Below are 21,950 nucleotides of genomic sequence, written 5' to 3'. Positions count from 1 at the left end.
CTCAGTTCAGCTGCGTGTGCAGCAGCGTGATGATGCGCTGCGCATCGGTCGAGGTGTCGGCCTGGCCGTTCGCGTCGACCACCGCGACCTGGGTCTTCGCATCGCCGTTGGCGCGCACGCTGACGAAGAATTCCTTGCCCGGCTTGGCGGCCGTCGCGCCGCCGTAGAACAGCTTGCCGAACAGGCCTTCGCGCTTGAGCTCCTCCGAGGAATTCGCGTAGCGCACCGTGTAGACGCCCTTCTGGCGATCGCGGTTGTCGACCGCGAAGTTGGTGCGGTCGAGCGCGAGGCCCACGCGCAGCCAGGCACGATCGAAGGATTCCGACAGATCCAGGGTGGGCGCGCCCGAACTCTTGTCGATCACCGTGGCCGCCGCGCTGGCGGGCCGCGCGTCGGTCAGCAGTTGCTTGGCCTGGGCTTCGGTCAGGCCGAACTTCTCCATCAGCTTGGCCAGGAACACGGCCTCCAGCACCGGGTTGCGCGGACGCTCGACCCAGCGCGAGGAATCCCCGCCCTGCGGGCCCGTCAGCACTTCCTCCATCGCGCTGTGCGTGATGGAAATGTCGGTCGCGCCGTCGGCGCCGCGCGTGACGAGCGTGCGGAAGCTGTCGCGCGTGCCCGACGAGTAGGCGAAGTCGATCACGCGGCCGATGGTGTTGCGGAACCAGTCGTCGGGGATGTTGGCGCGGTTCTCGGCCCAGTCGGTGGTCAGGATGCCGGTGGTCGGCGCGTCGGTCTTCAGCGCGAAGCCGTTGTCGCTCCAGAAGTCCTTCAGCTGCGGCCAGAGCTGCTCGGGCGTGCGGCCGTCGACCACCAGCCAGCGGCGGTCGCCGTCGCGCTCGACGTGCATGCCGTAGGGATCCTGCGCGCTCGGCTGGCCTTCGGTCGCATTGCCGGCCGGCGTGACCGCCCGCTGCGGCGCCGAGCCCAGGCCCGCGCTGGTCGGCGGCGCGATGTACGAGGGATTGACCGGCACCGAGGTCAGGTCCTTGGGCACCGCCAGCGGCGGCGCCGAGCCGGTCGACTTGTAGTTGACCCGGTCCGGTGCGAGATAGTCGTTCAGCGTGTCGCAACCGGCCAGCGCGCCGAGCGCGAGCGCCACCACGGACGCCTGGAGTGCGCGGGAGGAAAAGGCGAAATGTTTCATGAAATCCTTCGTCTTGCTAAACGCGGGTCACGCGCGATACCGGCGGGCCGGGTGAAATCGGGATGGGTCGGAAAGCACGAACGGCCGCGAGCGCGGCCGTTCGTGTCGGTCAAGCGATGCCGGCTTCGCGCAGCGCGCCGCGCACGACATCGTGATAGCGCTCGTCGAGCGCCGTCAGCGGCAGGCGAATGCCGCCGCGAATCTTGCCCATTTCCTGCAGCGCCCACTTCACCGGAATCGGGTTCGCCTCGGCGAACAGGTGCTTGTGCAGCGACAGCAGCTTCATGTGGATCTCGCGCGCCGTCTTGGCGTCGCCGGCGATCGCCGCGCGGCACAGCTCGCTCATCGCGCGCGGCGCGACGTTGGCGGTCACCGAGATATTGCCGTGGCCGCCCAGCAGCATCAGCGCGATCGCGGTGGGATCGTCGCCGCTGTAGATGCCGAAGCCTTGCGGCGCGGCCTTGATCAGCTGCGCGGCACGATCGATGTTGCCGGTCGCGTCCTTCACGCCGACGATGCCCGGCACCTGCGCGCAGCGCAGGATGGTCTCGTTGGCCATGTCCGCGATGGTGCGGCCCGGCACGTTGTAGAGGATCACCGGCAGCTCGACCGCCTCGGCGATCGCGAGGAAGTGGCGGTAGATGCCTTCCTGGGTCGGCTTGTTGTAATACGGCACGACCTGCAGGGTCGCATCGGCGCCGACCGATTTGGCCTGGCGCGTCAGCTCGATCGCCTCGGCCGTGGAATTGCCGCCCGCGCCCGCGATGATCGGGATGCGCTTGGCCGCGTGCTCGACCGCCGTCTTGATCGTGAGCACGTGCTCGTCGACCGACAAGGTGGCCGATTCGCCGCTGGTGCCGACCACCACGAGCGCATCCGTCCCTTCTTCGATATGCCAGTCGACCAGCTTGCGGAAGGCCGGCAGATCGAGGCTGCCGTCTTCGAGCATCGGGGTCACGATCGCGGGCATGCTGCCGCTGAATTGAATACCGTCTTGAGTGCCGTTAGCCATGAAACGCAATGAAAGTAAACCCAATAAACGTCGATTGTAGCGGATTACCCGGTCAGTCCGTAACGCGGGAATCCCTCCCCCTGCTCGCGCACCGCGCAGATTCTCTGCACGAAGGCGGGCCGTGTGCCGTCGACGAAACCGTCCTCGAACGCGATCACGCGCAACTCGCCGCGCACGGCGTCGAGCAATTCGCCCGGCGTCAGCAGGAATGCGGGATTGGACGGTTTGCCGAGCGTTTCGTTGCCGCGCGCGAAGGTTTCGTAGAGCAGCACGCCGCCCGGCGCGACCGAGGCGACCAGCCTCGGCAGCAACGGGCGATGCAGATAATGCGTGACGACCACCGCCGCGAAGCGCGCGGTGTCGGCCAGCGGCCAGGGCGCGCCCTCGATGTCGGCGGCGCGTGCCTCGACGCCCGCCAGGGCGCCGAGCGCGGCCAGCGCCTCGGGATCGCGATCGAGCGCGAGCACCGGATGCCCGCGCGAGGCGAACCAGCGCGCGTGCCGGCCGTTGCCGGCCGCCACGTCGAGCACCGCGCCGCCGGCGGGCACCAGGTGCGACCAGCCGGCCACCCAGCGCGACGGCGCCGCGCTCGGCCGCTCGGCCGGCGAGGCGCTTGCCGCGCTCATGCCGCTCATGCCGCTCATGCCGCTCGCGCGGCTCGCGTCACCGTGGATGGGAATCGTGGTCATCGCCGCGCGCCGCTCAGTTGTACGACAGGCCCATCGCGTCACGCACGTCGCGCATGGTCTCGACCGCGTGCTTGCGTGCCTTGTCGCAACCGTCGGCGACGATCGCGCGCAGCAGCGACGGGTCGTCCATGTACTTCTGCGCGCGCTCGAGCATCGGCTGCTGTTCGCGCAGGATGCCCTCGACCACCGGCTGCTTGCAGTCGAGGCAGCCGATGCCGGCCGACTTGCAGCCCTTCTGCACCCACTCGCGCGTGGGTTCGTCCGAATAGACCAGGTGGAACTGCCAGACCGGGCACTTTTCCGGGTCGCCCGGATCGGTGCGGCGCACGCGAGCCGGATCGGTCGGCATGGTGCGGACCTTCTTGGTGATGGTCTCGGCATCCTCGCGCAGGCCGATGGTATTGCCGTAGGACTTCGACATCTTGCCGCCGTCCAGGCCCGGCATGCGCGAGGCTTCGGTCAGGAGCGCCTGCGGCTCGACCAGGATGATCTTGCGCGCGCCTTCCAGGTAGCCGAACAGCCGCTCGCGATCGCTCATCGACAGGCTCTGCGATTCCTGCAACATCGCGCGCGCCTGCTCCAGCGCCTCGTCGTCGCCTTCCTGCTGGTAGGCGTTGCGCAGTTCGCGATAGAGCTTGGCGCGCTTGCCGCCGAGCTTCTTGGCCGCCTCCAGCGCCTTCTCCTCGAAATCGGCCTCGCGGCCGTACAGGTAGTTGAAGCGGCGCGCGATCTCGCGGGTCATCTCGACGTGGGGCACCTGGTCCTCGCCGACCGGCACCAGCGAGCCGCGGTACAGCAGGATGTCGGCGGCCATCAGCACCGGGTAGCCGAGGAAGCCGTAGGTCGAGAGATCCTTGTCCTTGAGCTTCTCGATCTGCTCCTTGTAGGTCGGCACGCGTTCGAGCCAGCCCAGCGGCGTGCTCATGCCCAGCAGCAGCGCCAGCTCGGCGTGCTCCGGCACCTTGCTCTGGATGAACAGCGTGGCCTGGGCCGGGTCGATGCCGGCCGCGATCCAGTCGATCAGCACTTCCCAGACGTTCTTCTCGATCACCTCGGGCGTTTCGTAGTGGGTGGTCAGCGCATGCCAGTCGACCACGCAGAAGAAGCACGGGTATTCGGATTGCAGCTTCGCCCAGTTCTTCAGCACGCCATGGTAATGGCCGAGGTGGAGCGACCCGGTGGGACGCATGCCGGAAAAGATACGATCGGGGAACATGATTATGTTTTAGAAAAGCGAGGCAAAGGGAGTCAGGATGGCCGTCACGATGCTGTAGCCGATGCCGACGCCCGGCCGCAGCCAGAACTTCGTCAGCAGGCCCGTCATGATCAGCAGCAGGACGATGATGAAACCGTAAGGCTCGATCTTCGACAGCGCGATCGACTGCTTGGGCGGCAGCAGCGCCGTGAGCACGCGCCCGCCGTCGAGCGGCGGCAAGGGAAACAGGTTCAGCACGCCCAGCACCAGGTTCACGCCGACGCCGGCCGCGGCCATGCGCGTGAAGAAGGGCTCGTCGACCGAGGCGGCCGCCAGGCCGACCGACACGAAGCCCCACACCAGCGCCTGCACGAAGTTGCAGGCCGGCCCCGCCGCCGACACCCACAGGCTGCCCCAGCGCGGGTTGCGCAGGTTGCGGAACGCGACCGGCACCGGCTTGGCATAGCCGAACAGGAAGGCGCCGCTGGTCAGGAAGTACAGCACCAGCGGCATCACGATGGTGCCGACCGGATCGATGTGGCGCATCGGATTGAACGACACGCGGCCGAGCGCGTAGGCGGTGTTGTCGCCGAGCAGGCGCGCGGCGTAGCCGTGCGCGGCCTCGTGCAGGGTGATCGCGAAGATCACCGGCAGGGCGTAGACGACGATGGTCTGAATCAGATTGTCCATGGCGCGGTATTGTAACAAGCGGAAAACGGCCGACGGACAAACCGGCGGCCGGCAATCATGACAGTCGATGACGGGCGGCCGCTCAGGCCTCGGCGCTCAGCCCGAAGGGTTCGAGCGAGCCGCGGCCGGCGCGCACCAGCACCGGCGCGTCGCCGGTCAGGTCGACGATGGTCGAGGGCTCGCGCGGGCAGGCGCCGCCATCGATCACCAGGTCCACCTGCTTTTCCAGGCGTTCGCGGATTTCCTCGGGGTCGTTGAGCGGATCGCTGTCGGGCGGCAGGATCAGGGTGGTGCCGAGCAACGGCTGGCCGAGCGTCTCCAGCACCGCCAGCGTGATCGCGTGATCCGGCACGCGCAGCCCGATGGTCTTGCGCGAGGGATGCGAGAGCCGGCGCGGCACCTCCTTGGTGGCCTGCAGCACGAACACGTAGGGCCCCGGCGTGACCGACTTGATCAGCCGGTACTGGTGGTTGTCGACCATCGCGAAATTGGCCAGCTCGGACAGGTCGCGCACCAGCAGCGACAGCAGTTGCTTGTCGTCGAGCCCGCGGATCTTGCGCACGCGCTCGACCGCGGTCTTGTCGTCGAGATGGCAGGCCAGCGCGTAGCTGGAGTCGGTCGGCATGGCGATCACGCCGCCCTGCTTCACGATCTCGACGGCCTGGCGCACCAGCCTCGGCTGCGGATCTTCCGGGTGAATCCTGAAGTACTGGGACATGGGATCAGTGGGGAGTGGGCGTCGCCCGCGCGTGCATGGCGCGCCGGGGCTGAAGCCGCGCGCCGCGCGCGGCCGTGGGTCAGAGCCAGCGTTCCCAGACCGGTTTCAGGTCCGGCGGCAGCGGCGGCAGGCTGCCGAGCTCGACGACGCTCTCGCCCGGCGCATGGAAATCGGAACCGCGCGACGCCTCGAAGCCGTAGCGTCGGGCGACCTCCGCGTACTCGCGATACTGGTCGGGCGTGTGGCTGCCCGTGACGACCTCGATCGCGCGGCCGCCCAGGTCGATGAACTCGCCGAACAGCGCGCCGAATTCGACCGGCGTGTAGGCGTAGCGGCCCGGGTGGGCGATCACGGCCTCGCCGCCGGCCTGCTGGATCCAGCCGACCGCGTCGTCCAGCCTGGCCCAGCGATGCGGCACGCAGCCGGGCTTGCCGTCGCCGAGATATCGCGCGAACACCTCGGAGGTGCTGGCCGCATGGCCGGCCTCGACGAGGTAGCGCGCGAAATGGGTGCGGGAAATGAGGTCCGGGTTCGAGACGTAGCGCAGCGCCCCTTCGTAGGCGCCGGGGATGCCGATCTCGGCGAGCCGCTCGCCCATCTCCAGCGCGCGCGCGGCGCGGCCGTTGCGGGTGCGATACAGGCCGTCGACCAGCGCGGGCGCGGCCGGATCGACGTTGAGGCCGACCACGTGGACCGTGCGCGAAGCCCAGGTCACCGAGATCTCGACGCCGCAGACATAACGCATGCCGAGCGCCTGCGCGGCCTCGCGCGCCGCGAGCTGGCCGCCGACCTCGTCGTGGTCGGTCAGCGCCCACAGCGTGACGCCCGCCGCGTGCGCGCGTTGCGCGACCTCGGCGGGCGTCAGAGCGCCGTCGGAGACGTTGGAATGGCAGTGCAGATCGGCGTTCATCGTCGGAATCGGGTGCATGCGGACATTCTACTGCAACGCCGCACGATCGCCGCGGGGCCGGACCGGCCGGCGGGCCTGCCCGCGCGGCCCGTGATCCGAAACGGAGACGAAATGGGACGAGATGGGACGAAAACCGGCTGCAAACAGACGGGAAACGGGCCGCCGCGGGACGGCCCGGCGCGGCGTCAGGCGCAGAAGGCCTCGATCAGCGCCGCGATCTGCTCCGGCTGGTCGTGGTGCACCATGTGCCCGGCTTCCTCGATGGTCTTCTCGCGCCAGTCGGGGAAGGCGGCGAAACGCTTGCGGAATTCGTCGAGCGGGATCCGGCCGGCCAGCATGCGCAGCGTCGGCGAATCGACCGCCTCGACATGCAGCACCTTGGCGCGCACCCGCGACCAGACCGCCATCACCTCGTCGAGCCGGTACAGCAGCGGCCCGGCTTGCTTGTGGGCCGGATCGGCCAGCAGGTGGTACTGGCCGTCGTCCTCGCGGCGCGCCCAGTGGTTGGCGAGAAAACGCGCGCGCTCGGGCGCGAGCCGCGGGTTGGTCTTCATCAGGCGCTCGGCCACCTCGCCGAGCGAGGCATAGGGCTTGAGCAGCGGCGGCTCGCGCAACTCGTCGAGCCAGGCGGCCAGCCGCAGCGGCGCCTGCGAGGCCGGCGGCGGCGCCAGCCCGAAACCCTCCAGGTCGACCACGCGGCGCACCCGCTCCGGCCGCGCGCCGGCATACAGGCAGACCACGTTCGCGCCCATGCTGTGGCCAACCAGGTTGACTTCGCCCTCCGGCGTGTAGTGGTCGATCAGCGCCTCGAGATCGCCGAGGTAGTCCATGAACCAGTAATGGCCGCCGCCCTGCGCGGCCACCGGCCAATCCGACAGCCCGAAACCGCGCGCATCGGGCGCGATCACCTGCCAGTCGCCGGCCAGTGCGTCGACCACGAACTGGAACGAGGCGGCCACGTCCATCCAGCCATGCAGCATGTAGAGCACCGGCGCATCGGGCCGGCCCCAGCGGCGCACATGCAGGCGCACGCCGCGCACGGTCACGAATTCGGAAATGGAGTCGGAATGGGTCTGGGTCATCGCGGCCGCCAAAAAAGAATGGTCGTTCGATTATATCGGCGACGCTGCGACGATGTGTGCAATGGTGCTGAGGCGGCGCATGTGTCGAGGCACTTCTCTAGGCTGCATTTGCGTCGCGATGCGCCGTGCCGGGGCGCGCTCGCTCAGTCCGGCGTGCCGGCGGGCGGCGTGTCGCGATCCTGGGCGACCAGCGCATCCAGTTCCAGCTCGTCGAAACCGGCGTCGCGGCGCGCCTCGAAGTTGAACGGCCCGCGCAGCCGCGGCGCATGGTACTGCTCGGCGAGCCGCAGGTAGGCCGGATGCGGTTCGAGCCCGGCCCGCGCGCAGAGATGGCGGAACCAGCGGTTGCCGATCGCCACATGGCCGATCTCGTCGCGCAGGATCACGTCGAGGATCGCGGCCGATGCCTCGTCGCCGGCCTGCATCAAGCGCGCGCGGATCGGCGGCGAGGCGTCCAGCCCGCGCGCCTCCAGCGTGCGCGGCACCAGCGCCATGCGCGCGAGCACGTCGCCTGCGGTGCGCTCGCACATTTCCCAGAGCCCGTCGTGGGCCGGGAAATCGCCGTAGGCGTGCCCCAATTCCGCCAGGCGCGCGGCCAGCAGCGTGTAGTGATACGCCTCCTCGGCCGCCACCTTGAGCCAGTCGGCGTAAAAGGCCGCGGGCATGGCCGGGAAGCGCCAGACCGCATCCAGCGCGAGATTGATCGCGTTGAATTCGATATGGGCCAGCGCGTGCAGCAAGGTGGCGCGCCCGGCTTCCGAGCGCATCGAGCGGCGTTGCAGGAAGCGCGGCTCGACCAGTTCCGGGCGCGCCGGGCGCCCCGGCAAGGCCGGCGGCGGCGCGAAGCGGCGCTCGGGATCGACCTCGGCGCGGCCGGCCAGCCACTGCGCATGCAGCGCGCGCACCTGCGCGGCCTTGGCGACCGGTTCGGCCTCGAGCAGCGCGGCGAGCGCCGCCGCGCGCACGCAGCGGGCGGGCGTGGAAGAGGAAACGGACGGCGCGGCGGAGGAGAAATTCGGGTCGGACATGAAAACGGCTTCGGCACAGCGTACGCGGTCAATTCGCGCAAGCATTTACAATAGCGGATTCGGGTAGACGCCAGCATCGCGCGGATCATGCCGATCCCGCGCACGACGCCTGCCCACGGCCCCAGGCGGCCGCGCACATTGTACCGGCGCGCGACACGCGCCCCACCGGCTCAGCGAACCCCAGGAGACAACGCGTGACCATCTACAAGCTCGGCGAAGACGCCCCGACCATTCATGAGAGCGTGTTCGTCGCGGATACCGCGGCGATCATCGGCAAGGTGGTGCTCGAGGAGAACGCCAGCGTCTGGTTCGGCGCCACGATCCGCGGCGACAACGAGCCGATCGTGGTCGGCGCCGGCAGCAACGTGCAGGAAGGCGCGGTGCTGCACACCGACCCGGGCTGCCCGCTGACGGTGGCCCCGAACGTGACGATCGGCCACCAGGCGATGCTGCACGGCTGCACCATCGGCGAGGGTTCGCTGATCGGGATCCAGGCGGTGGTCTTGAATCGGGCGGTGATCGGCCGCAACTGTCTGGTTGGCGCCGGCGCCGTGGTGACCGAGGGCAAGGTGTTCCCGGACAACTCGCTGATCCTGGGCGCGCCGGCCAAGGTGGTACGCACGCTGAGCGAGGAAGACATCGCGCGCATGCACGCGAACACGCACAACTACGCGCAGCGACGCGCGTATTTCAAGGAGCAGTTGGTGCGGATCGGCTGAATGCCGCGCCGCCGCTGCCCGTCAATCGAGGAACCGAAGTGAGCGACCAGTTACAGAAATTCATGTTCAACACGGCACCGGTGCGCGGCGAGATCGTCTCGCTGGGCAGCACCTGGCGCGAGGTGCTGACGCGCCGCAACTACCCGGCGCCGGTGCGCAACGTGCTCGGCGAGATGATGGCCGCCTGCGCGCTGCTGTCCGCGAACCTGAAGTTCAACGGCACGCTCATCATGCAGATCTACGGCGACGGGCCGGTCAAGATGCTGGTGGTGCAATGCGGCTCGGATCTCTCGATCCGCGCCACCGCCAAGCTGTCGGACGCGACCGCCGCCACGCTCGGCGAAGGCATGTCCTTCGTCGACCTGGTCAACGCCAGCGGCCACGGCCGCTGCGTGATCACGCTCGACCCGGCCGACAAGAAACCCGGCCAGCAGCCCTACCAGGGCATCGTGCCGCTCAACGACCACGACGGCCCGATCGAGTCGGTCGCGCAGATGCTCGAGCACTACATGCACCATTCCGAGCAGCTCGACACGCGGCTGTGGCTGGCCGCCAACGGCGAGCGCGCGGTCGGCATGCTGCTGCAGAAGCTGCCGGGCGACGGCGGCATCGTGCCGGCCGCCAACGAGCCCGACCTCGATACCTGGGAGCGTGTCTGCACGCTGGGCAGCACGCTCTCGTCGCAGGAATTGCTCGATACGGAACCCGAGACGGTGTTTCGGCGTCTGTTCTGGCAGGAAAGCGTTCGCCACTTCGAACCGGCCGCGACGCGCTTCCAGTGCACCTGCTCGCGCGAGAAGGTGGGCGGGATGCTGCGGATGCTGGGCCGCGAGGAAGTGGACAGCGTGATCGAGGAACGCGGCCATGTCGAGATTCATTGCGAATACTGCAACGAGCGTTATGAATTCGACCCGGTCGACGTCGAACAACTGTTCGTGACGCCTGAAATCGGCGCCGGCGTCGCGCCGGCCGGCGAACAGCGTCACTGAGGCTCGCGCGTCGCCGCGGGTGCCTTGAAGAAGGTAGAAGGAGAAGCCGTCATGAAGTCCCTGCCCCTGTCACTCTCGCTGCCGGCGGCCCTCGTCGCGCTCACGCTGGCCGGCTGCGCGGTGCCGCCGTCCTCGACGGTGCTGAGCCGCCTGCCCGACGGCCAGCCCGGCGCGGCTACCGCCACGGCCCAGCCGCTCACGGCCGCGGAAAAACAGCGCTACGACGCGATCGACCGGCAGGTGCTGCGCGAGCAGAACGAGATCATGTCGGCCGAGGCCGCCGCGCGCGCCTATTCCTACTACGCGCCGACGCCGGTCACCGTCTACGGCGGGTATTACGGCGGCGGCTGGAATCGCGGCTGGGGCACTGGCGTCGGTTATGGCTACCCCGGCTGGGGATGGGGCTGGTAAGCCGCTCGGGCCGTCGATCGAGCGCCTCGCCAATGAAAAAGCGCGACCTTCGGGTCGCGCTTTTTCGTTTCCGCCGCCTCGCAGCTACCAGCCGGCGCGAGCTTCTCGCCCGTCAGTGATGCTCGGCGCGCCCGTGATGCCGCTCGGGCTTGGCCCGCGACACCGGGTTCGGCACCACGCGCACCGGCGCGCTGCTGGTATCGCCATGGTTGGTCAGCGAGGCGGTCGAATTCTGGTTCGGCACCATCGGCGCCGGCGAATTCGGCGAGACGAACTGCACGAACACCTCGCCATCCTTGACCATGCCCATCTCGTAGCGGGCCCGCTCCTCGATCGCCGCCGTGCCGTTCTGCAGATCCTGCACCTCGCCGGCGATCCGCTCGTTGCGCAGCTTCTCGTCGGCGTTCTTCTGCGTCTGGTTGAGCAATTCCTGCCGCAATTCGTGCACGCGCAGCCAGCCGCCATGCCCCCACCACAACGGGTACTGAATCAACACCAGCAAGGCGATCAGGACGACAGTGACAAGCCGCATGTACGAGCCGCAGATATAAGAAGCGCCGCTTCACGAGGGTCGCGAAGCGGCGTCACGGGTGACTAGACCGGATAGTAACGCGTTAGCGCAGGTTGTAGAACGCCGACTTGCCCGGGTAGCTGGCGATATCGCCGAGATCTTCCTCGATGCGCAGCAGTTGGTTGTACTTCGAGATGCGGTCGCTGCGCGAGAGCGAACCCGTCTTGATCTGGCCGGCGTTCAGGCCGACGGCGATATCGGCGATCGTCGAATCTTCCGTCTCGCCCGAGCGATGCGAGATCACGGCCGTGTAGCCGGCGCGCTTGGCCATTTCGATGGCCGCGAAGGTTTCGGTCAGCGTGCCGATCTGGTTGATCTTGATCAGGATCGAATTCGCGATGCCCTTCTCGATGCCTTCCTTGAGGATGCGCGTGTTGGTGACGAACAGGTCGTCGCCCACCAGCTGCACCTTCTTGCCCAGGCGCTCGGTCAGGAGCTTCCAGCCGTCCCAGTCGCTTTCATGCATGCCGTCCTCGATCGAGACGATCGGGAACTTGTCGGCCAGCGTGGCGAGGTAGTCGGCGAATTCGGCCGACGACAGTTGCAGGCCTTCGCCGGCGAGCTGGTACTTGCCGTCGTGGTAGAACTCCGAGGCCGCGCAGTCGAGCGCCAGCAGGACGTCCTCGCCGGCGCGATAGCCGGCCTTCTCGATCGCCTGGAGGATGGTCGACAGGCATTCGTCGTTGCTGCCGAAGTTCGGCGCGAAGCCGCCTTCGTCGCCCACCGCCGTGCTCATGCCGCGATCCGACAGGATCTTCTTGAGCGCATGGAACACTTCGGCGCCGCAGCGCAGCGCTTCGCGGAAGGTCGGCTGGCTGACCGGGACGATCATGAACTCCTGGATGTCCAGGCTGTTGTTGGCGTGCGCGCCGCCGTTCACGATGTTCATCATCGGCACCGGCAGCTGCATCGCGCCCGAGCCGCCGAAGTAGCGGTACAGCGGCAGGCCGGCCTCTTCGGCGGCGGCCTTCGCGACGGCCATCGAGACGGCCAGCATCGCGTTCGCGCCCAGGCGCGACTTGTTGTCGGTGCCGTCGAGCTCGAGCAACGTCTTGTCGAGGAAGGCCTGCTCCGACGCGTCGAGGCCCATGATCGCCTCGGAGATTTCGGTGTTGATATGCTCGACCGCCTTCAGCACGCCCTTGCCGTTGTAGCGGCCGGTTTCGCCGTCGCGCAGCTCGATCGCCTCGCGCGAACCCGTCGACGCGCCCGACGGCACCGCGGCGCGGCCCATCGTGCCCGATTCGAGCAGCACGTCGCACTCGACGGTGGGATTACCGCGCGAATCCAGAATCTCGCGGCCGATGATATCTACGATTGCACTCATGATTTCCTCTGAGGATGACGATGAATTCCGTCGTGAAGGCTGTGCCGGCGAAGCGGACCTTGCTACAGACGTCCGCCACCGCCGCCAAGTTCATGCATTAGTTGAAATCGTTTTCCAGGAACGGCGCGCGCTTGACCGCCGCGTCGAGCGTGACGAGCGTCTCGAGCAGCGCGGCCATGCGATGCAGCGGCACGGCGTTCGGGCCGTCGGACTTCGCCTCGGCCGGGTTCGGATGGGTTTCCATGAACAGGCCCGCCACGCCCGTGGCCACCGCCGCGCGCGCCAGCACCGGCACGAACTCGCGCTGGCCGCCCGAGCTGGTGCCCTGCCCGCCCGGCAGCTGCACCGAGTGGGTGGCGTCGAACACCACCGGCGCGCCGGTCTCGCGCATGATCGCCAACGAGCGCATGTCCGACACGAGATTGTTGTAGCCGAACGAGACGCCGCGTTCGCAGGCCATGAAGCGGTCCTCGGAGAGGCCGGCCTCGCGGGCCGCCGCGCGCGCCTTGTCGATCACGTTCTTCATGTCGTGCGGCGCGAGGAACTGGCCCTTCTTGATGTTGACCGGCTTGCCCGAACGCGCGCAGGCGTGGATGAAGTCGGTCTGCCGGCACAGGAAGGCCGGCGTCTGCAGCACGTCGACCACCGCCGCGACCGGCTCGATCTCGTCCACCTCGTGCACGTCGGTCAGCACCGGCAGGCCGAGCTGGCGCTTGACCTCGGAGAGGATGCGCAGGCCCTCGTCCATGCCGGGGCCGCGAAACGAGGTGCCCGAGCTGCGATTGGCCTTGTCGAACGAGGACTTGTAGATGAACGGGATGTTCAGCTTCGCGCAGATTTCCTTGAGCCGGCCCGCCGTGTCGATCGTCATCTGCTCCGATTCGACGACGCAGGTGCCGGCGATCAGGAAGAACGGCCGATCGAGGCCGACTTCGAAATCGCCCAGTTTCATGCTTTCACTCCGGCACGCGCCTGCTGGCTGGCGAGCGCGGCTTCGACGAACGACTTGAACAGGGGATGGCCGTCACGCGGCGTGGAGGTGAATTCCGGGTGGAACTGGACGCCGACGAACCAGGGGTGCATCGAGCGCGGCAGCTCCATCATTTCCGGCAGGTCCTCGCTCGGCGTGCGCGCGCTGATCACCAGGCCGCCCGACTCGAGCTGCGGCACCAGGAGGTTGTTCACCTCGTAGCGGTGACGGTGACGCTCGTTCACGTCGCTGCCGTAGATTTCCTCGGCCAGCGTGCCGGCCTTGATCGGGCAGCGCTGCGAGCCCAGGCGCATGGTGCCGCCCAGGTCCGATGCCTCGGTGCGCTTCTCGACCTTGCCTTCGCGGTCGTACCACTCGGTGATCAGCGCGACCACGCGGTTCGGCGTCTCGGGATCGAACTCGGTGCTGTTGGCGTCCTTCAGGCCCACCACGTCGCGCGCGAATTCGATCACCGCCAGCTGCATGCCCAGGCAGATGCCGAGGTACGGCACCTTGGACTCGCGCGCATAGCGGATCGCCGCGATCTTGCCTTCGGTACCGCGACGGCCGAAACCGCCCGGCACCAGCACGGCGTCGAGATGCTTGAGGCTGTCGACGCCCTTGGCCTCGATCTCTTCCGAATCGAGGTACTCGATATTGACCTTGGTCGAGGTGTGGATCGAGGCGTGGCGCAGTGCCTCGATCAGCGACTTGTAGGACTCGGTCAGCTCGACGTACTTGCCGACCATGCCGATCGTGACCTCGTGCTTCGGATGCTCGAGCTTGTCGACCAGCGAGGCCCACATGGCCAGGTCGGCATCCTTCACGGTCAGCTTCAGTTCCTCGCAGATGATGCGGTCCATGCCCTGGTCGTGCAGCATCTGCGGGATCTTGTAGATGCTGTCGACGTCCCACACGGAAATCACCGCGTCTTCCGGCACGTTCGAGAACAGCGAGATCTTCTGCGATTCGTCGTCGGGGATCGGACGGTCGGCACGGCAGAGCAGCACGTGCGGCGAGATGCCGATCTCACGCAGCTTCTGCACGCTGTGCTGGGTGGGCTTGGTCTTCAGTTCGCCCGCCGTGGCGATGAACGGCACCAGGGTGAGGTGCACGAAGCAGGCGCTGTTGCGGCCCAGGCGCAGGCTCATCTGGCGCGCGGCCTCGAGGAAGGGCAGCGATTCGATGTCGCCGACCGTGCCGCCGATCTCGACGATCGCCACGTCCGGCTCGCCGCAGGTGGCGGAAGCCGCGCCGCGCTCGATGAAGGCCTGGATCTCGTTGGTGATGTGCGGAATCACCTGGACCGTCTTGCCCAGGTAGTCGCCGCGGCGTTCCTTGCGGATCACCGACTCGTAGATCTGACCGGTCGTGAAGTTGTTGGCCTTGCGCATCTTGGTGCTGATGAAGCGCTCGTAGTGGCCGAGGTCGAGGTCGGTCTCCGCGCCGTCTTCCGTCACGAACACTTCGCCGTGCTGGAACGGGCTCATCGTGCCGGGGTCGACGTTGATGTACGGATCGAGTTTGAGGAGGGTGACTTTCAGACCGCGCGATTCGAGGATCGCGGCGAGAGAAGCGGCGGCAATCCCCTTGCCGAGGGAGGAAACTACGCCGCCGGTGACGAATACATATTTGGTCATCGCTGGATGCTCGCGGGAAAAACGGATTATACCGTAAAGACCGCGTATCTCTCAGCAATTGCGGGCCGATCGCGCCCTATCCTTGAGCGGCGCGGGAGAGCGGCCCGCCGGGCCGCGCCGGCCGGTTCGCGGCGGCGCATCGACGGCACCAGCACCCGCATATCGGCGTCGCATCGACGGCATATCGACGGATTCCGCGGCGGCGCCAGCGCCCTGCCCGCGGCGCTCGCGATCGCCGCGAGCGCATCGCGACCGCCGCCTACGCCGCCTCCACCGAACGCAGCGTATTCAGCATGCGCTGCAAAGCGCGCGCCGTATCCAGCGGCCGCTCCATCGGGAACAGGTGCGAGCCCTCCAGCCATTCGACGCGCCCCTGCGCGACGCGCTGCGTCGCCTCCAGCCCGACCTGGCGCACCTCGCGCGAGCGCGTGCCGGCCAGGAAGCCGACCGGCACCGGCGCGCCGTGCGCCAGGCGCGGGCCGAGCGTGTGCGGCAAGGTGCGGTAGATCATGTATTCGATATCGCGATCGAAGGCGAGCCGGCGCTCGCCCGAGGGGTCCGTCTGCGGAATGCCGTGGTCGATGTAGTCGGCCAGCATCCGCTCGTCCCAGCGCGCGAAGGCCGGCTTCTCGTGGAAATGCCGCCAGGCCTCCTCGCGATCGGCCCAGCGGGTGCGGCGCGTGCGGGTGGCCGCGGCCGGCGAGAGCCGCTCGTCGAGGCCGGCCCACTGGCTGAAGCGCAGCGCGCTGCTGCGCCAGCCCGCGATCACGGGCGAGTCGAGCATCACCACGCCCTTCACCCATTGCGGCTTCTGCAGCGCCGCCATCAGGGATAGATAACCGCCCAGCGAATGGCCGACCAGCCAGACCGGGCGCGTGTAGTCCCGGCCGATCGCCTCCAGCAGTTCCTCGACCAGGTGGGGCCAGTCGCGCGTCACGGGGTAGCGCCGGTCGTGGCCGATCCGGTCGATATGGCGCAGGTCGTAGTCGTCGGCCAGTTCGGCGAAGATGGTCCGGTAGATCGGCGCGGGAAAACCGTTCGCATGAGAGAAGTGGAGGATGTCCTTCAAGTCGCCGCTGTCTCCTGGTTTCATCATGTGGGTCCGGGTCGAGGCCGGGCTCGCCGCTCCCCGCCTGCGCGGGGAGGCGATCGCCAGTGCCGATGGCAGCGAGCATAGCGCGTCCGGGCCGCGCCATCGCGAAGCGCGGCGGCGGCGCCTCGGCCGTTGCCCCGCGCCGTTTCGAAATCATCGGATAAGCGCTTGATTTTCCTGGCATCGCGCCGGCCCTCGCCGCTTTGATGGTTCCCTCTACTGGCTATCCGCAGCGATGTCTCTGCCCGCTCACGGCGCCATCCAGTAACGCCGATGACGTTCGCGATAGCGCTCGACAGGCAGCCCGTCCGGCGCGGACGGATCGTTCAGCATCACGCTCACGGCGCCGTCCCGATCGCTGCGCGCGAGTTCGATGCTGCGGGCGGCGTAGCGCGCCCAGACGGTCGGATGCGGGTGCCCGAAGCGATTGGCGTGACCGAGCGGGAACCAGGCCGCGCGCGGCGCGACGGCGTCGACGAAGGGCTCCCAGGACGAGGTGCGGCTGCCGTGGTGCGGCACCACCAGCACCTCGGCCGCCAGCGCCGCGCTCTCGTCGCGCACCAGCGTGCGCTCGACCCCGGTGTCGATATCGCCGGTCAGCAAGGCCGCCCGGCCGCCCGCCGAGACATGCAGCACGCAGGAGCTCGCGTTCGGCGCGTCCGCGTCAGGTTCGGCACGCGGCCACAGCACCGCGAAATGCACGCCGTCCCAGGTCCAGCGCTGCCCGGCCCGGCAGGCCAGCCGGTCCGCTACCCCGGCCGCGCGCGCCAGCCCCCACAAGGCCTTATCGCGCGGCAGGCCGCCGGTCAGTTGCCGGACCGGCAAGGCCTCGAGCACGGCGGCCGCGCCGCCGGCATGATCGGCATCCGCGTGGCTGATCATCAGCGTGTCAAGCGAACGGATGCCCTTCGCCCGCAGGAAGGGCACGACGATGCGCTCGCCGGCCCGGGTCGATTCGGCACCTGGGCCGGCGTCGAACAGCAAGCGGTGATGCGCCGTCTCCGCCAGCACGGCCAGGCCCTGGCCCACATCGAGCAGGGTCAGCCGAAGCGCGCCGGCGGGCGGCGCCTGCGAGGGCGGCAGCACCAAGGGCAGCCAGGCCAGCGGCGCCGCGAAGCGCAAGGGCCAGCCGCGCGGCATCAGCGCCCAGCCGGTGCCCGCCAGCGCGGCGAGCAAGGCGAACCAGGATGGCGACGGCATCTCGGCCACCGCCGCCAGCCCGGCCGGCATCGCCTCGAACAGCGCGAACATGGCGGTGAGCAGCGCATGCGCGGCCCGCAAGGCCAGCGCGTCGAGCGGCGCCGGCAACGCCATGCCGGCCAGCACGATCGGCGTGACAAGCGAGCCGACCCAGGGGATCGCGAACGCATTCGCCAGCGCGCCGGCCAGCGGAACCTGGCCGAACCAGACCACGGTGAACGGCGCGAGACCGAGCGTGACGGCGTATTGCACGCGCGCGCCGTTCGCGCCGACACGAACCAGGCGCGCCGCCGCGCGGCGCAGGTGCTGCCGCGTGCCGCCCGGATCCAGGCCCCCCGCTTCCACGGCAGCCGGCTCGTCCGCCGGCCAGGGCCGCGCCGCGCGCCCCGACACCGCGAACAGGATCACCGCCACCGCCCCGAACGACAGCCAGAAGCCCGGCATCAGCACGGCCCAGGGATCGGCCAGCAGCACGCAGCCGAGCGCCGCGGCGAGCGTGGTCGAGGGGGCGATCGACCGGCCCGACAAATAGGCCAGGCAGGCCACGGCCAGCATCCACCAGGCGCGCTGCGCCGGCACGTTGAAGCCGGCCAGCGCGGCGTAGCAGCCCGCCCCCGCGATCGCCGCCCAGGCGCCGGCATGCGGCGCCGGCAGCCACAGGGGCAAGGCCATGCCGCGCACGCTGCCGCGCCGCCATAACGCGGCAGCCAGCCAGGCGGCCAGCGCGCCGACCATGCCGATATGCAGGCCCGAGATCGCCACCAGGTGGCTGGTGCCGGTGGCGCGCAGCACCTGCCGGTCGAGCTCGGCGATATCGTCCTGCGCGCCGATCGCCAGCGCGATGACGATGCCCGCATGCGGCGCGCCGTCGAGCACCGCGCGGATCCGCTCCCGCACGCGATGGCGCAGCCGGTCCACCACGGCGGCCGCGTCCCGTGGACTCGCGTCGAGACGCGAGGCATCGCGCGACGAGGACACGTAACCCAGCGCGCGAATCCCGCCCGCGAGCCAGGCCGCCTCGGCATCGCGCAAGCCGGCGTTGGCATTGGCGTGCGGACGCTTCAGGCGCACCCGCAGGCGCCAGCGCTCGCCGGGCCGCACTTCGGGCGGCGCCGCCTCGCGCCGGTCGTAGCGGATCCAGGACAGGCGCAGCCGCGCCGGAAAACGGAGCAGCCCCGTATCGTGGCCGTCGACGTCGAGCAGGAAGCGCTGCCCTTGCGCATCGCGCGCCGGCAGGCCGCGCACCACGCCCGTGACGAGCACCTCGCGCCGCTGCCATTCGAGCGGCAGGTCGTCGGCCAGGCGCAGGTGCGCGCGCATCGCGGCATAGCCATAACCAATCAACGCGGCCAGCAGGAGCACGGTCAGGATCGTCACGCCTCGCGCCAAGCGCGGCGACGCCGCCCGCCGAACCATCACGATCAGCGCGAGCAACAGCGCCACCGCGCCCAGCGCCGCGCCCGCCTCGGCCACGCCGGGCAGGCGCGCCTGCCGCTGCAGCATCACGACACCCAGCGCGAACGCGATCCAGATCTCCCGCATCGGCATGTCGGCCCTCGCGCGCCGAACGCTCGGCATCTCCCGCCGACGATTATGCGGATCGACAGGCGCGCCGGATCGATCCGGCGATCGAGCCGGCCGAACGGGCTATGTCAGGAACGGAAAATCAGGCGGGGAAATCAGGAAAGCGGACGCAGCCTGGGCATCGCCGCATGCGCATTGGCGGTGGTCGCCCGCGCGATGGCCTCGGGCTCGCTGCCGCGCAAGGCGGCGATCGCCTCGCCGATGCGCGGCACCTGGTCGGGCGTGTTGCGCTGCTTGTAGATCCATTCGGGGGCGATGTCGGGTGCGTCGGTCTCGACCACCAGCGCCTCGATCGGCAACTGCTCGGCGAGCCGGCGAATCTGCCGCGCACGCTCGAAGGTCACGTTGCCGCCGAAGCCCAGGTGCAGGCCCTGCGCGATGAAGGCCTCGGCCTGCTGGAAGCTGCCGTTGAAGGCATGGGCGATGCCGCGCCGCACCCCGAAGCGCCGCAGCCCCGCCAGCACGCGATCCTGCGACTTGCGCACGTGGCAGAGCACCGGCAGCTCGAATTCGCGCGCGAGCTTCAGTTGCTCGTAGTAGAAGTGCTCCTGCCGCGGGTTGTCGAGCCCCTCGACGAAGTAGTCGAGCCCGATCTCGCCGATCGCGACGAAGCGCGGATCGTCCAGGCTCGCCTCGATCTCCATGCGCAGCCGGTCGAGATCCTCGTCGCGGGCGCCGGGCGTGTAGAGCGGATGGATGCCGAGCGCGTAGCTGCCGCCGGCGGTGCGATGCGCGAGCTCGCGCACCGTCTCGAAGTTGTCGCGCCCGATGCTCGGGATCACGATGCCCGACACGCCCGCATCCGCCGCCGCATCGACCACGGCCTCGCGGTCCGCGTCGAACTCACCGGCATCGAGATGGCAGTGCGTGTCGATCCACATCGGCTCAGACCGGCACCGCCGGCTCCTCGTGCAGCACGCCGTCGCGCAGCCGCAGGATGCGGTCGCAGCGCCCGGCCAGCTCGGGATCGTGCGTGACGATCACGAAGCTGGTGTCGAGCGTGCGCGACAGTTCGAGCATCAGGTTGAAGACGTTGTCGGCGGTCGAGCCGTCGAGATTGCCGGTGGGCTCGTCGGCCAGCACGCAGGCCGGCTTGGTGACCAGCGCGCGCGCCACGGCCACGCGCTGGCGCTCGCCGCCCGACAGCTCGCCCGGGCGATGCCGGGCGCGATGGCCGAGGCCGACCCGCTCCAGCATCTCCTGCGCGTCGTGACGCGCCTCGGCCGCGCTGAGCCGGCGGATCCGCAGCGGCATCGCGACATTGTCGAGCGCCGAGAACTCGGGCAGCAGGTGGTGGAACTGGTAGACGAAACCCAGCGCGCGATTGCGCAGTTCGTTGCGCTCGCGCTCGCCGAGCCGCGTGAAAGGCTTGCCGAGCAGCGAGACCTCGCCGGTGCCCGGTTCGTCGAGCCCGCCCAGCACGTGCAGCAGGGTGCTCTTGCCCGAGCCCGAGGCGCCCACGATCGCCAGCTTCTCGCCGCGATGGACGGTGACGGAGGCGTCGGCCAGCACGCGCACGTCGAGCCCGCCCTGCTGGAACGATTTGGTGATGCCGCTGGCTTCGAGCACGGTTTCGCGCATGCGCGGGTTTCCTGTTGAGTTCGGGTTCATGGCCGGTTGCGCGAGCCGCTCATTCATAGCGCAGCGCCTCGGCCGGGCGCACCTTGGCGGCGCGCCAGCTCGGATAGAGGGTGGCCACCGCCGACAGCACGAAGGCGATCACGCCGATCTTGGCCACGTCGCCGGCCACCAGCTCGGAAGGCAGCTCGCTGATGAAGTAGACCGAGGGCGGCAGGAACTGCACGCCGAAGGCATGCTCGATCATCGGGATCAGCCAGGGGATGCTCCAGGCGATCAGGCTGCCGAGCGCCACGCCAGAGAGCGTGCCGACGAAGCCCACCGTCACGCCCTGCACCACGAAGATCTTCATGATCGAGCCGGGCTGCGCGCCGAGCGTGCGCAGGATCGCGATGTCGGCCTGCTTGTTGGTGACCGTCATCACCAGCGAGGACACCAGGTTGAAGGCGGCCACCGCGATGATCAGCGTCAGGATGATGAACATCATGCGCTTCTCGATCTTCACGGCCGAGAACCAGGTCTTGTTCTGCTGGGTCCAGTCGCGGATATAGAGATCGCCCGACAGCGAATGCGACAGTTGCACCGCCACCTCGGGCGCGCGCTGCATGTCCTTGAGCCGCAGCCTGACGCCGGTCGGCGCCGGCAGCCGGAACAGCTTCTGCGCGTCCTGGATGTCGATCATCGCCAGCGTGCTGTCGTATTCGTAATGCCCCGACTCGAAGATGCCGACCACCGTGAACTGCCTCACCCGCGGCAGCATGCCGGCCGGCGTGACGGTGCCCTCGGGCACGAACATGGTGACCTTGTCGCCGACCGATACGCCCAGATTGCTGGCCAGCGCGGTGCCGAGCACGACGTCGAACTGGCCCGGCTGCAGGGCGGCCAGCGAGCCGGCCTTCATGTCCTTGGCGATGTCGGTCACCTGCGGCTCCAGCGTCGGATCGACGCCGCGCAGCAGCACGCCGCTGACGGCGTCCTGGCGCGTGAGCAGGGCCTGTGCCTCCACATAGGGCGCCGAGCCGATCACTTCCGGGTTGCGGCGCGCCTCGTTGGCGGTCAGTTGCCAGTCGGGCATCGAGCCGGTCGGCGAGAAGATCTCGACGTGCGCCAGCACCGACAGCATGCGGTCGCGCACCTCCTTCTGGAAGCCGTTCATCACCGACAGCACCACGATCAGGGCCGCCACGCCGAGCGCGATGCCGAGCATCGAGACGGCGGCGATGAAGGAGATGAAACCGTTGCCGGTCGTGCGTTTGCCGGCGCGCGTGTAGCGCCAGCCGATCTGCCATTCGTACGGGAGTTTCAAGCCTGTCCTTTTCACTGGTTGCGGCGGCCGGCACCGGCCCTGAATCGCCCGGCGCGCGCGGGGGGCGCGGGCCGGCGCGCGGCGGGCGGCC

Annotated in this window: 21 protein-coding genes; 3 read left to right on the top strand and 18 right to left on the bottom strand. The window is 69.0% G+C overall.

The features are described 5' to 3' along the window. Position 1 precedes the first annotated feature (1 nt). The 9 genes from bamC to F3J10_RS07055 all read right to left on the bottom strand — a co-directional run bounded on the left by bamC (position 2) and on the right by F3J10_RS07055 (position 8,471). Positions 2–1,147, bottom strand: coding sequence for an outer membrane protein assembly factor BamC (bamC, locus tag F3J10_RS07095; RefSeq protein ID WP_025099053.1), 1,146 nt, complete (start codon positions 1,145–1,147; stop codon positions 2–4). Between the two features lie 109 nt (positions 1,148–1,256). After that, entirely contained in the window at positions 1,257–2,159 is a 903-nt protein-coding gene (dapA, locus tag F3J10_RS07090; protein ID WP_167241740.1) for a 4-hydroxy-tetrahydrodipicolinate synthase, read from the bottom strand. Between the two features lie 44 nt (positions 2,160–2,203). Then, positions 2,204–2,794 (bottom strand): class I SAM-dependent methyltransferase, encoded by a 591-nt coding sequence (locus tag F3J10_RS07085; RefSeq protein ID WP_205200186.1) that lies wholly within the window; start codon positions 2,792–2,794, stop codon positions 2,204–2,206. Between the two features lie 67 nt (positions 2,795–2,861). Continuing rightward, positions 2,862–4,064 carry a tryptophan--tRNA ligase gene (locus F3J10_RS07080; RefSeq protein WP_013698707.1) on the bottom strand — a complete coding sequence of 401 codons (1,203 nt, stop codon included), beginning with the start codon at positions 4,062–4,064 and terminating at the stop codon, positions 2,862–2,864. A gap of 9 nt (positions 4,065–4,073) precedes the next feature. Then, on the bottom strand, positions 4,074–4,733 hold the full coding sequence (locus F3J10_RS07075) for a site-2 protease family protein (protein WP_017919656.1): 660 nt from the start codon (positions 4,731–4,733) through the stop codon (positions 4,074–4,076). A gap of 82 nt (positions 4,734–4,815) precedes the next feature. After that, a complete protein-coding gene (locus F3J10_RS07070; protein ID WP_025099056.1) occupies positions 4,816–5,451 on the bottom strand; it encodes an L-threonylcarbamoyladenylate synthase in 636 nt (211 codons plus the stop codon). A 79-nt stretch (positions 5,452–5,530) separates the two neighbouring features. Next, positions 5,531–6,361, bottom strand: a complete 831-nt coding sequence (locus F3J10_RS07065; RefSeq protein ID WP_013698710.1) for a 3',5'-nucleoside bisphosphate phosphatase — start codon at positions 6,359–6,361, stop codon at positions 5,531–5,533. A 185-nt stretch (positions 6,362–6,546) separates the two neighbouring features. Then, positions 6,547–7,443, bottom strand: coding sequence for an alpha/beta hydrolase (locus tag F3J10_RS07060; RefSeq protein WP_166915333.1), 897 nt, complete (start codon positions 7,441–7,443; stop codon positions 6,547–6,549). A gap of 143 nt (positions 7,444–7,586) precedes the next feature. Then, positions 7,587–8,471, bottom strand: coding sequence for a ferritin-like domain-containing protein (locus F3J10_RS07055; RefSeq protein ID WP_025099058.1), 885 nt, complete (start codon positions 8,469–8,471; stop codon positions 7,587–7,589). 194 nt (positions 8,472–8,665) lie between these two features. Here F3J10_RS07055 and F3J10_RS07050 point away from each other — a divergent pair, with 194 nt between their 5' ends. From F3J10_RS07050 to F3J10_RS07040, 3 genes are read left to right on the top strand one after another with little or no spacing between them, the layout of a single operon-like run. Beyond that, positions 8,666–9,190 carry a gamma carbonic anhydrase family protein gene (locus tag F3J10_RS07050; RefSeq protein ID WP_025099059.1) on the top strand — a complete coding sequence of 175 codons (525 nt, stop codon included), beginning with the start codon at positions 8,666–8,668 and terminating at the stop codon, positions 9,188–9,190. Positions 9,191–9,228: 38 nt separating this feature from the next. Beyond that, positions 9,229–10,179, top strand: a complete 951-nt coding sequence (hslO, locus tag F3J10_RS07045; protein WP_025099060.1) for an Hsp33 family molecular chaperone HslO — start codon at positions 9,229–9,231, stop codon at positions 10,177–10,179. A 51-nt stretch (positions 10,180–10,230) separates the two neighbouring features. After that, positions 10,231–10,590, top strand: coding sequence for a hypothetical protein (locus F3J10_RS07040; RefSeq protein WP_025099061.1), 360 nt, complete (start codon positions 10,231–10,233; stop codon positions 10,588–10,590). A 112-nt stretch (positions 10,591–10,702) separates the two neighbouring features. On the opposite strand, the gene ftsB is transcribed toward F3J10_RS07040, so the two are convergent. From ftsB to F3J10_RS06995, 9 genes are all read right to left on the bottom strand, one after another. Then, positions 10,703–11,122, bottom strand: a complete 420-nt coding sequence (gene ftsB, locus F3J10_RS07035) for a cell division protein FtsB (protein WP_166915327.1) — start codon at positions 11,120–11,122, stop codon at positions 10,703–10,705. A gap of 82 nt (positions 11,123–11,204) precedes the next feature. Next, entirely contained in the window at positions 11,205–12,488 is a 1,284-nt protein-coding gene (eno, locus tag F3J10_RS07030) for a phosphopyruvate hydratase (protein WP_013698717.1), read from the bottom strand. A 97-nt stretch (positions 12,489–12,585) separates the two neighbouring features. Continuing rightward, the gene (gene kdsA / locus F3J10_RS07025; protein ID WP_017919662.1) at positions 12,586–13,440 is read right to left on the bottom strand and encodes a 3-deoxy-8-phosphooctulonate synthase; all 855 of its coding nucleotides are present in this window, start codon (positions 13,438–13,440) and stop codon (positions 12,586–12,588) included. Continuing rightward, the gene (locus tag F3J10_RS07020) at positions 13,437–15,098 is read right to left on the bottom strand and encodes a CTP synthase (protein ID WP_166915325.1); all 1,662 of its coding nucleotides are present in this window, start codon (positions 15,096–15,098) and stop codon (positions 13,437–13,439) included. Before F3J10_RS07020 ends, kdsA begins: the two co-directional genes overlap by 4 nt. A gap of 259 nt (positions 15,099–15,357) precedes the next feature. Next, complete coding sequence (locus tag F3J10_RS07015; RefSeq protein ID WP_025099064.1) at positions 15,358–16,167, bottom strand: alpha/beta hydrolase; 810 nt, start codon at positions 16,165–16,167, stop codon at positions 15,358–15,360. Between the two features lie 273 nt (positions 16,168–16,440). After that, the gene (locus tag F3J10_RS07010; protein ID WP_167241739.1) at positions 16,441–18,933 is read right to left on the bottom strand and encodes a DNA internalization-related competence protein ComEC/Rec2; all 2,493 of its coding nucleotides are present in this window, start codon (positions 18,931–18,933) and stop codon (positions 16,441–16,443) included. 137 nt (positions 18,934–19,070) lie between these two features. Further along, positions 19,071–19,856 (bottom strand): TatD family hydrolase, encoded by a 786-nt coding sequence (locus F3J10_RS07005; RefSeq protein ID WP_017919666.1) that lies wholly within the window; start codon positions 19,854–19,856, stop codon positions 19,071–19,073. A 4-nt stretch (positions 19,857–19,860) separates the two neighbouring features. Further along, positions 19,861–20,613, bottom strand: a complete 753-nt coding sequence (gene lolD / locus F3J10_RS07000; RefSeq protein ID WP_017919667.1) for a lipoprotein-releasing ABC transporter ATP-binding protein LolD — start codon at positions 20,611–20,613, stop codon at positions 19,861–19,863. Beyond that, positions 20,606–21,859, bottom strand: a complete 1,254-nt coding sequence (locus tag F3J10_RS06995) for a lipoprotein-releasing ABC transporter permease subunit (protein WP_025099068.1) — start codon at positions 21,857–21,859, stop codon at positions 20,606–20,608. The genes lolD and F3J10_RS06995 overlap by 8 nt, the downstream gene beginning before the upstream one ends. Positions 21,860–21,950 lie beyond the last annotated feature (91 nt).

Source organism: Burkholderia sp. Cy-637 (genome assembly GCF_011753175.1).
Lineage (GTDB): Bacteria > Pseudomonadota > Gammaproteobacteria > Burkholderiales > Burkholderiaceae > Burkholderia > Burkholderia gladioli.
Note: the sequence above shows the minus strand (reverse complement) of the source record. Positions and strands in the feature narration are given on the sequence as shown.

Excerpts from the sequence above, each read along its gene's own strand:
- bamC (WP_025099053.1), bottom strand. The coding sequence starts at position 1,147 with ATGAAACATTTCGCCTTTTCCTCCCGCGCACTCCAGGCGTCCGTGGTG.
- dapA (WP_167241740.1), bottom strand. The coding sequence starts at position 2,159 with ATGGCTAACGGCACTCAAGACGGTATTCAATTCAGCGGCAGCATGCCC.
- F3J10_RS07085 (WP_205200186.1), bottom strand. The coding sequence starts at position 2,794 with ATGAGCGGCATGAGCGCGGCAAGCGCCTCGCCGGCCGAGCGGCCGAGC.
- F3J10_RS07080 (WP_013698707.1), bottom strand. The coding sequence starts at position 4,064 with ATGTTCCCCGATCGTATCTTTTCCGGCATGCGTCCCACCGGGTCGCTC.
- F3J10_RS07075 (WP_017919656.1), bottom strand. The coding sequence starts at position 4,733 with ATGGACAATCTGATTCAGACCATCGTCGTCTACGCCCTGCCGGTGATC.
- F3J10_RS07070 (WP_025099056.1), bottom strand. The coding sequence starts at position 5,451 with ATGTCCCAGTACTTCAGGATTCACCCGGAAGATCCGCAGCCGAGGCTG.
- F3J10_RS07065 (WP_013698710.1), bottom strand. The coding sequence starts at position 6,361 with ATGAACGCCGATCTGCACTGCCATTCCAACGTCTCCGACGGCGCTCTG.
- F3J10_RS07060 (WP_166915333.1), bottom strand. The coding sequence starts at position 7,443 with ATGACCCAGACCCATTCCGACTCCATTTCCGAATTCGTGACCGTGCGC.
- F3J10_RS07055 (WP_025099058.1), bottom strand. The coding sequence starts at position 8,471 with ATGTCCGACCCGAATTTCTCCTCCGCCGCGCCGTCCGTTTCCTCTTCC.
- F3J10_RS07040 (WP_025099061.1), top strand. The coding sequence starts at position 10,231 with ATGAAGTCCCTGCCCCTGTCACTCTCGCTGCCGGCGGCCCTCGTCGCG.
- ftsB (WP_166915327.1), bottom strand. The coding sequence starts at position 11,122 with ATGCGGCTTGTCACTGTCGTCCTGATCGCCTTGCTGGTGTTGATTCAG.
- eno (WP_013698717.1), bottom strand. The coding sequence starts at position 12,488 with ATGAGTGCAATCGTAGATATCATCGGCCGCGAGATTCTGGATTCGCGC.
- kdsA (WP_017919662.1), bottom strand. The coding sequence starts at position 13,440 with ATGAAACTGGGCGATTTCGAAGTCGGCCTCGATCGGCCGTTCTTCCTG.
- F3J10_RS07020 (WP_166915325.1), bottom strand. The coding sequence starts at position 15,098 with ATGACCAAATATGTATTCGTCACCGGCGGCGTAGTTTCCTCCCTCGGC.
- F3J10_RS07010 (WP_167241739.1), bottom strand. The coding sequence starts at position 18,933 with ATGCGGGAGATCTGGATCGCGTTCGCGCTGGGTGTCGTGATGCTGCAG.
- F3J10_RS07005 (WP_017919666.1), bottom strand. The coding sequence starts at position 19,856 with ATGTGGATCGACACGCACTGCCATCTCGATGCCGGTGAGTTCGACGCG.
- lolD (WP_017919667.1), bottom strand. The coding sequence starts at position 20,613 with ATGAATGAGCGGCTCGCGCAACCGGCCATGAACCCGAACTCAACAGGA.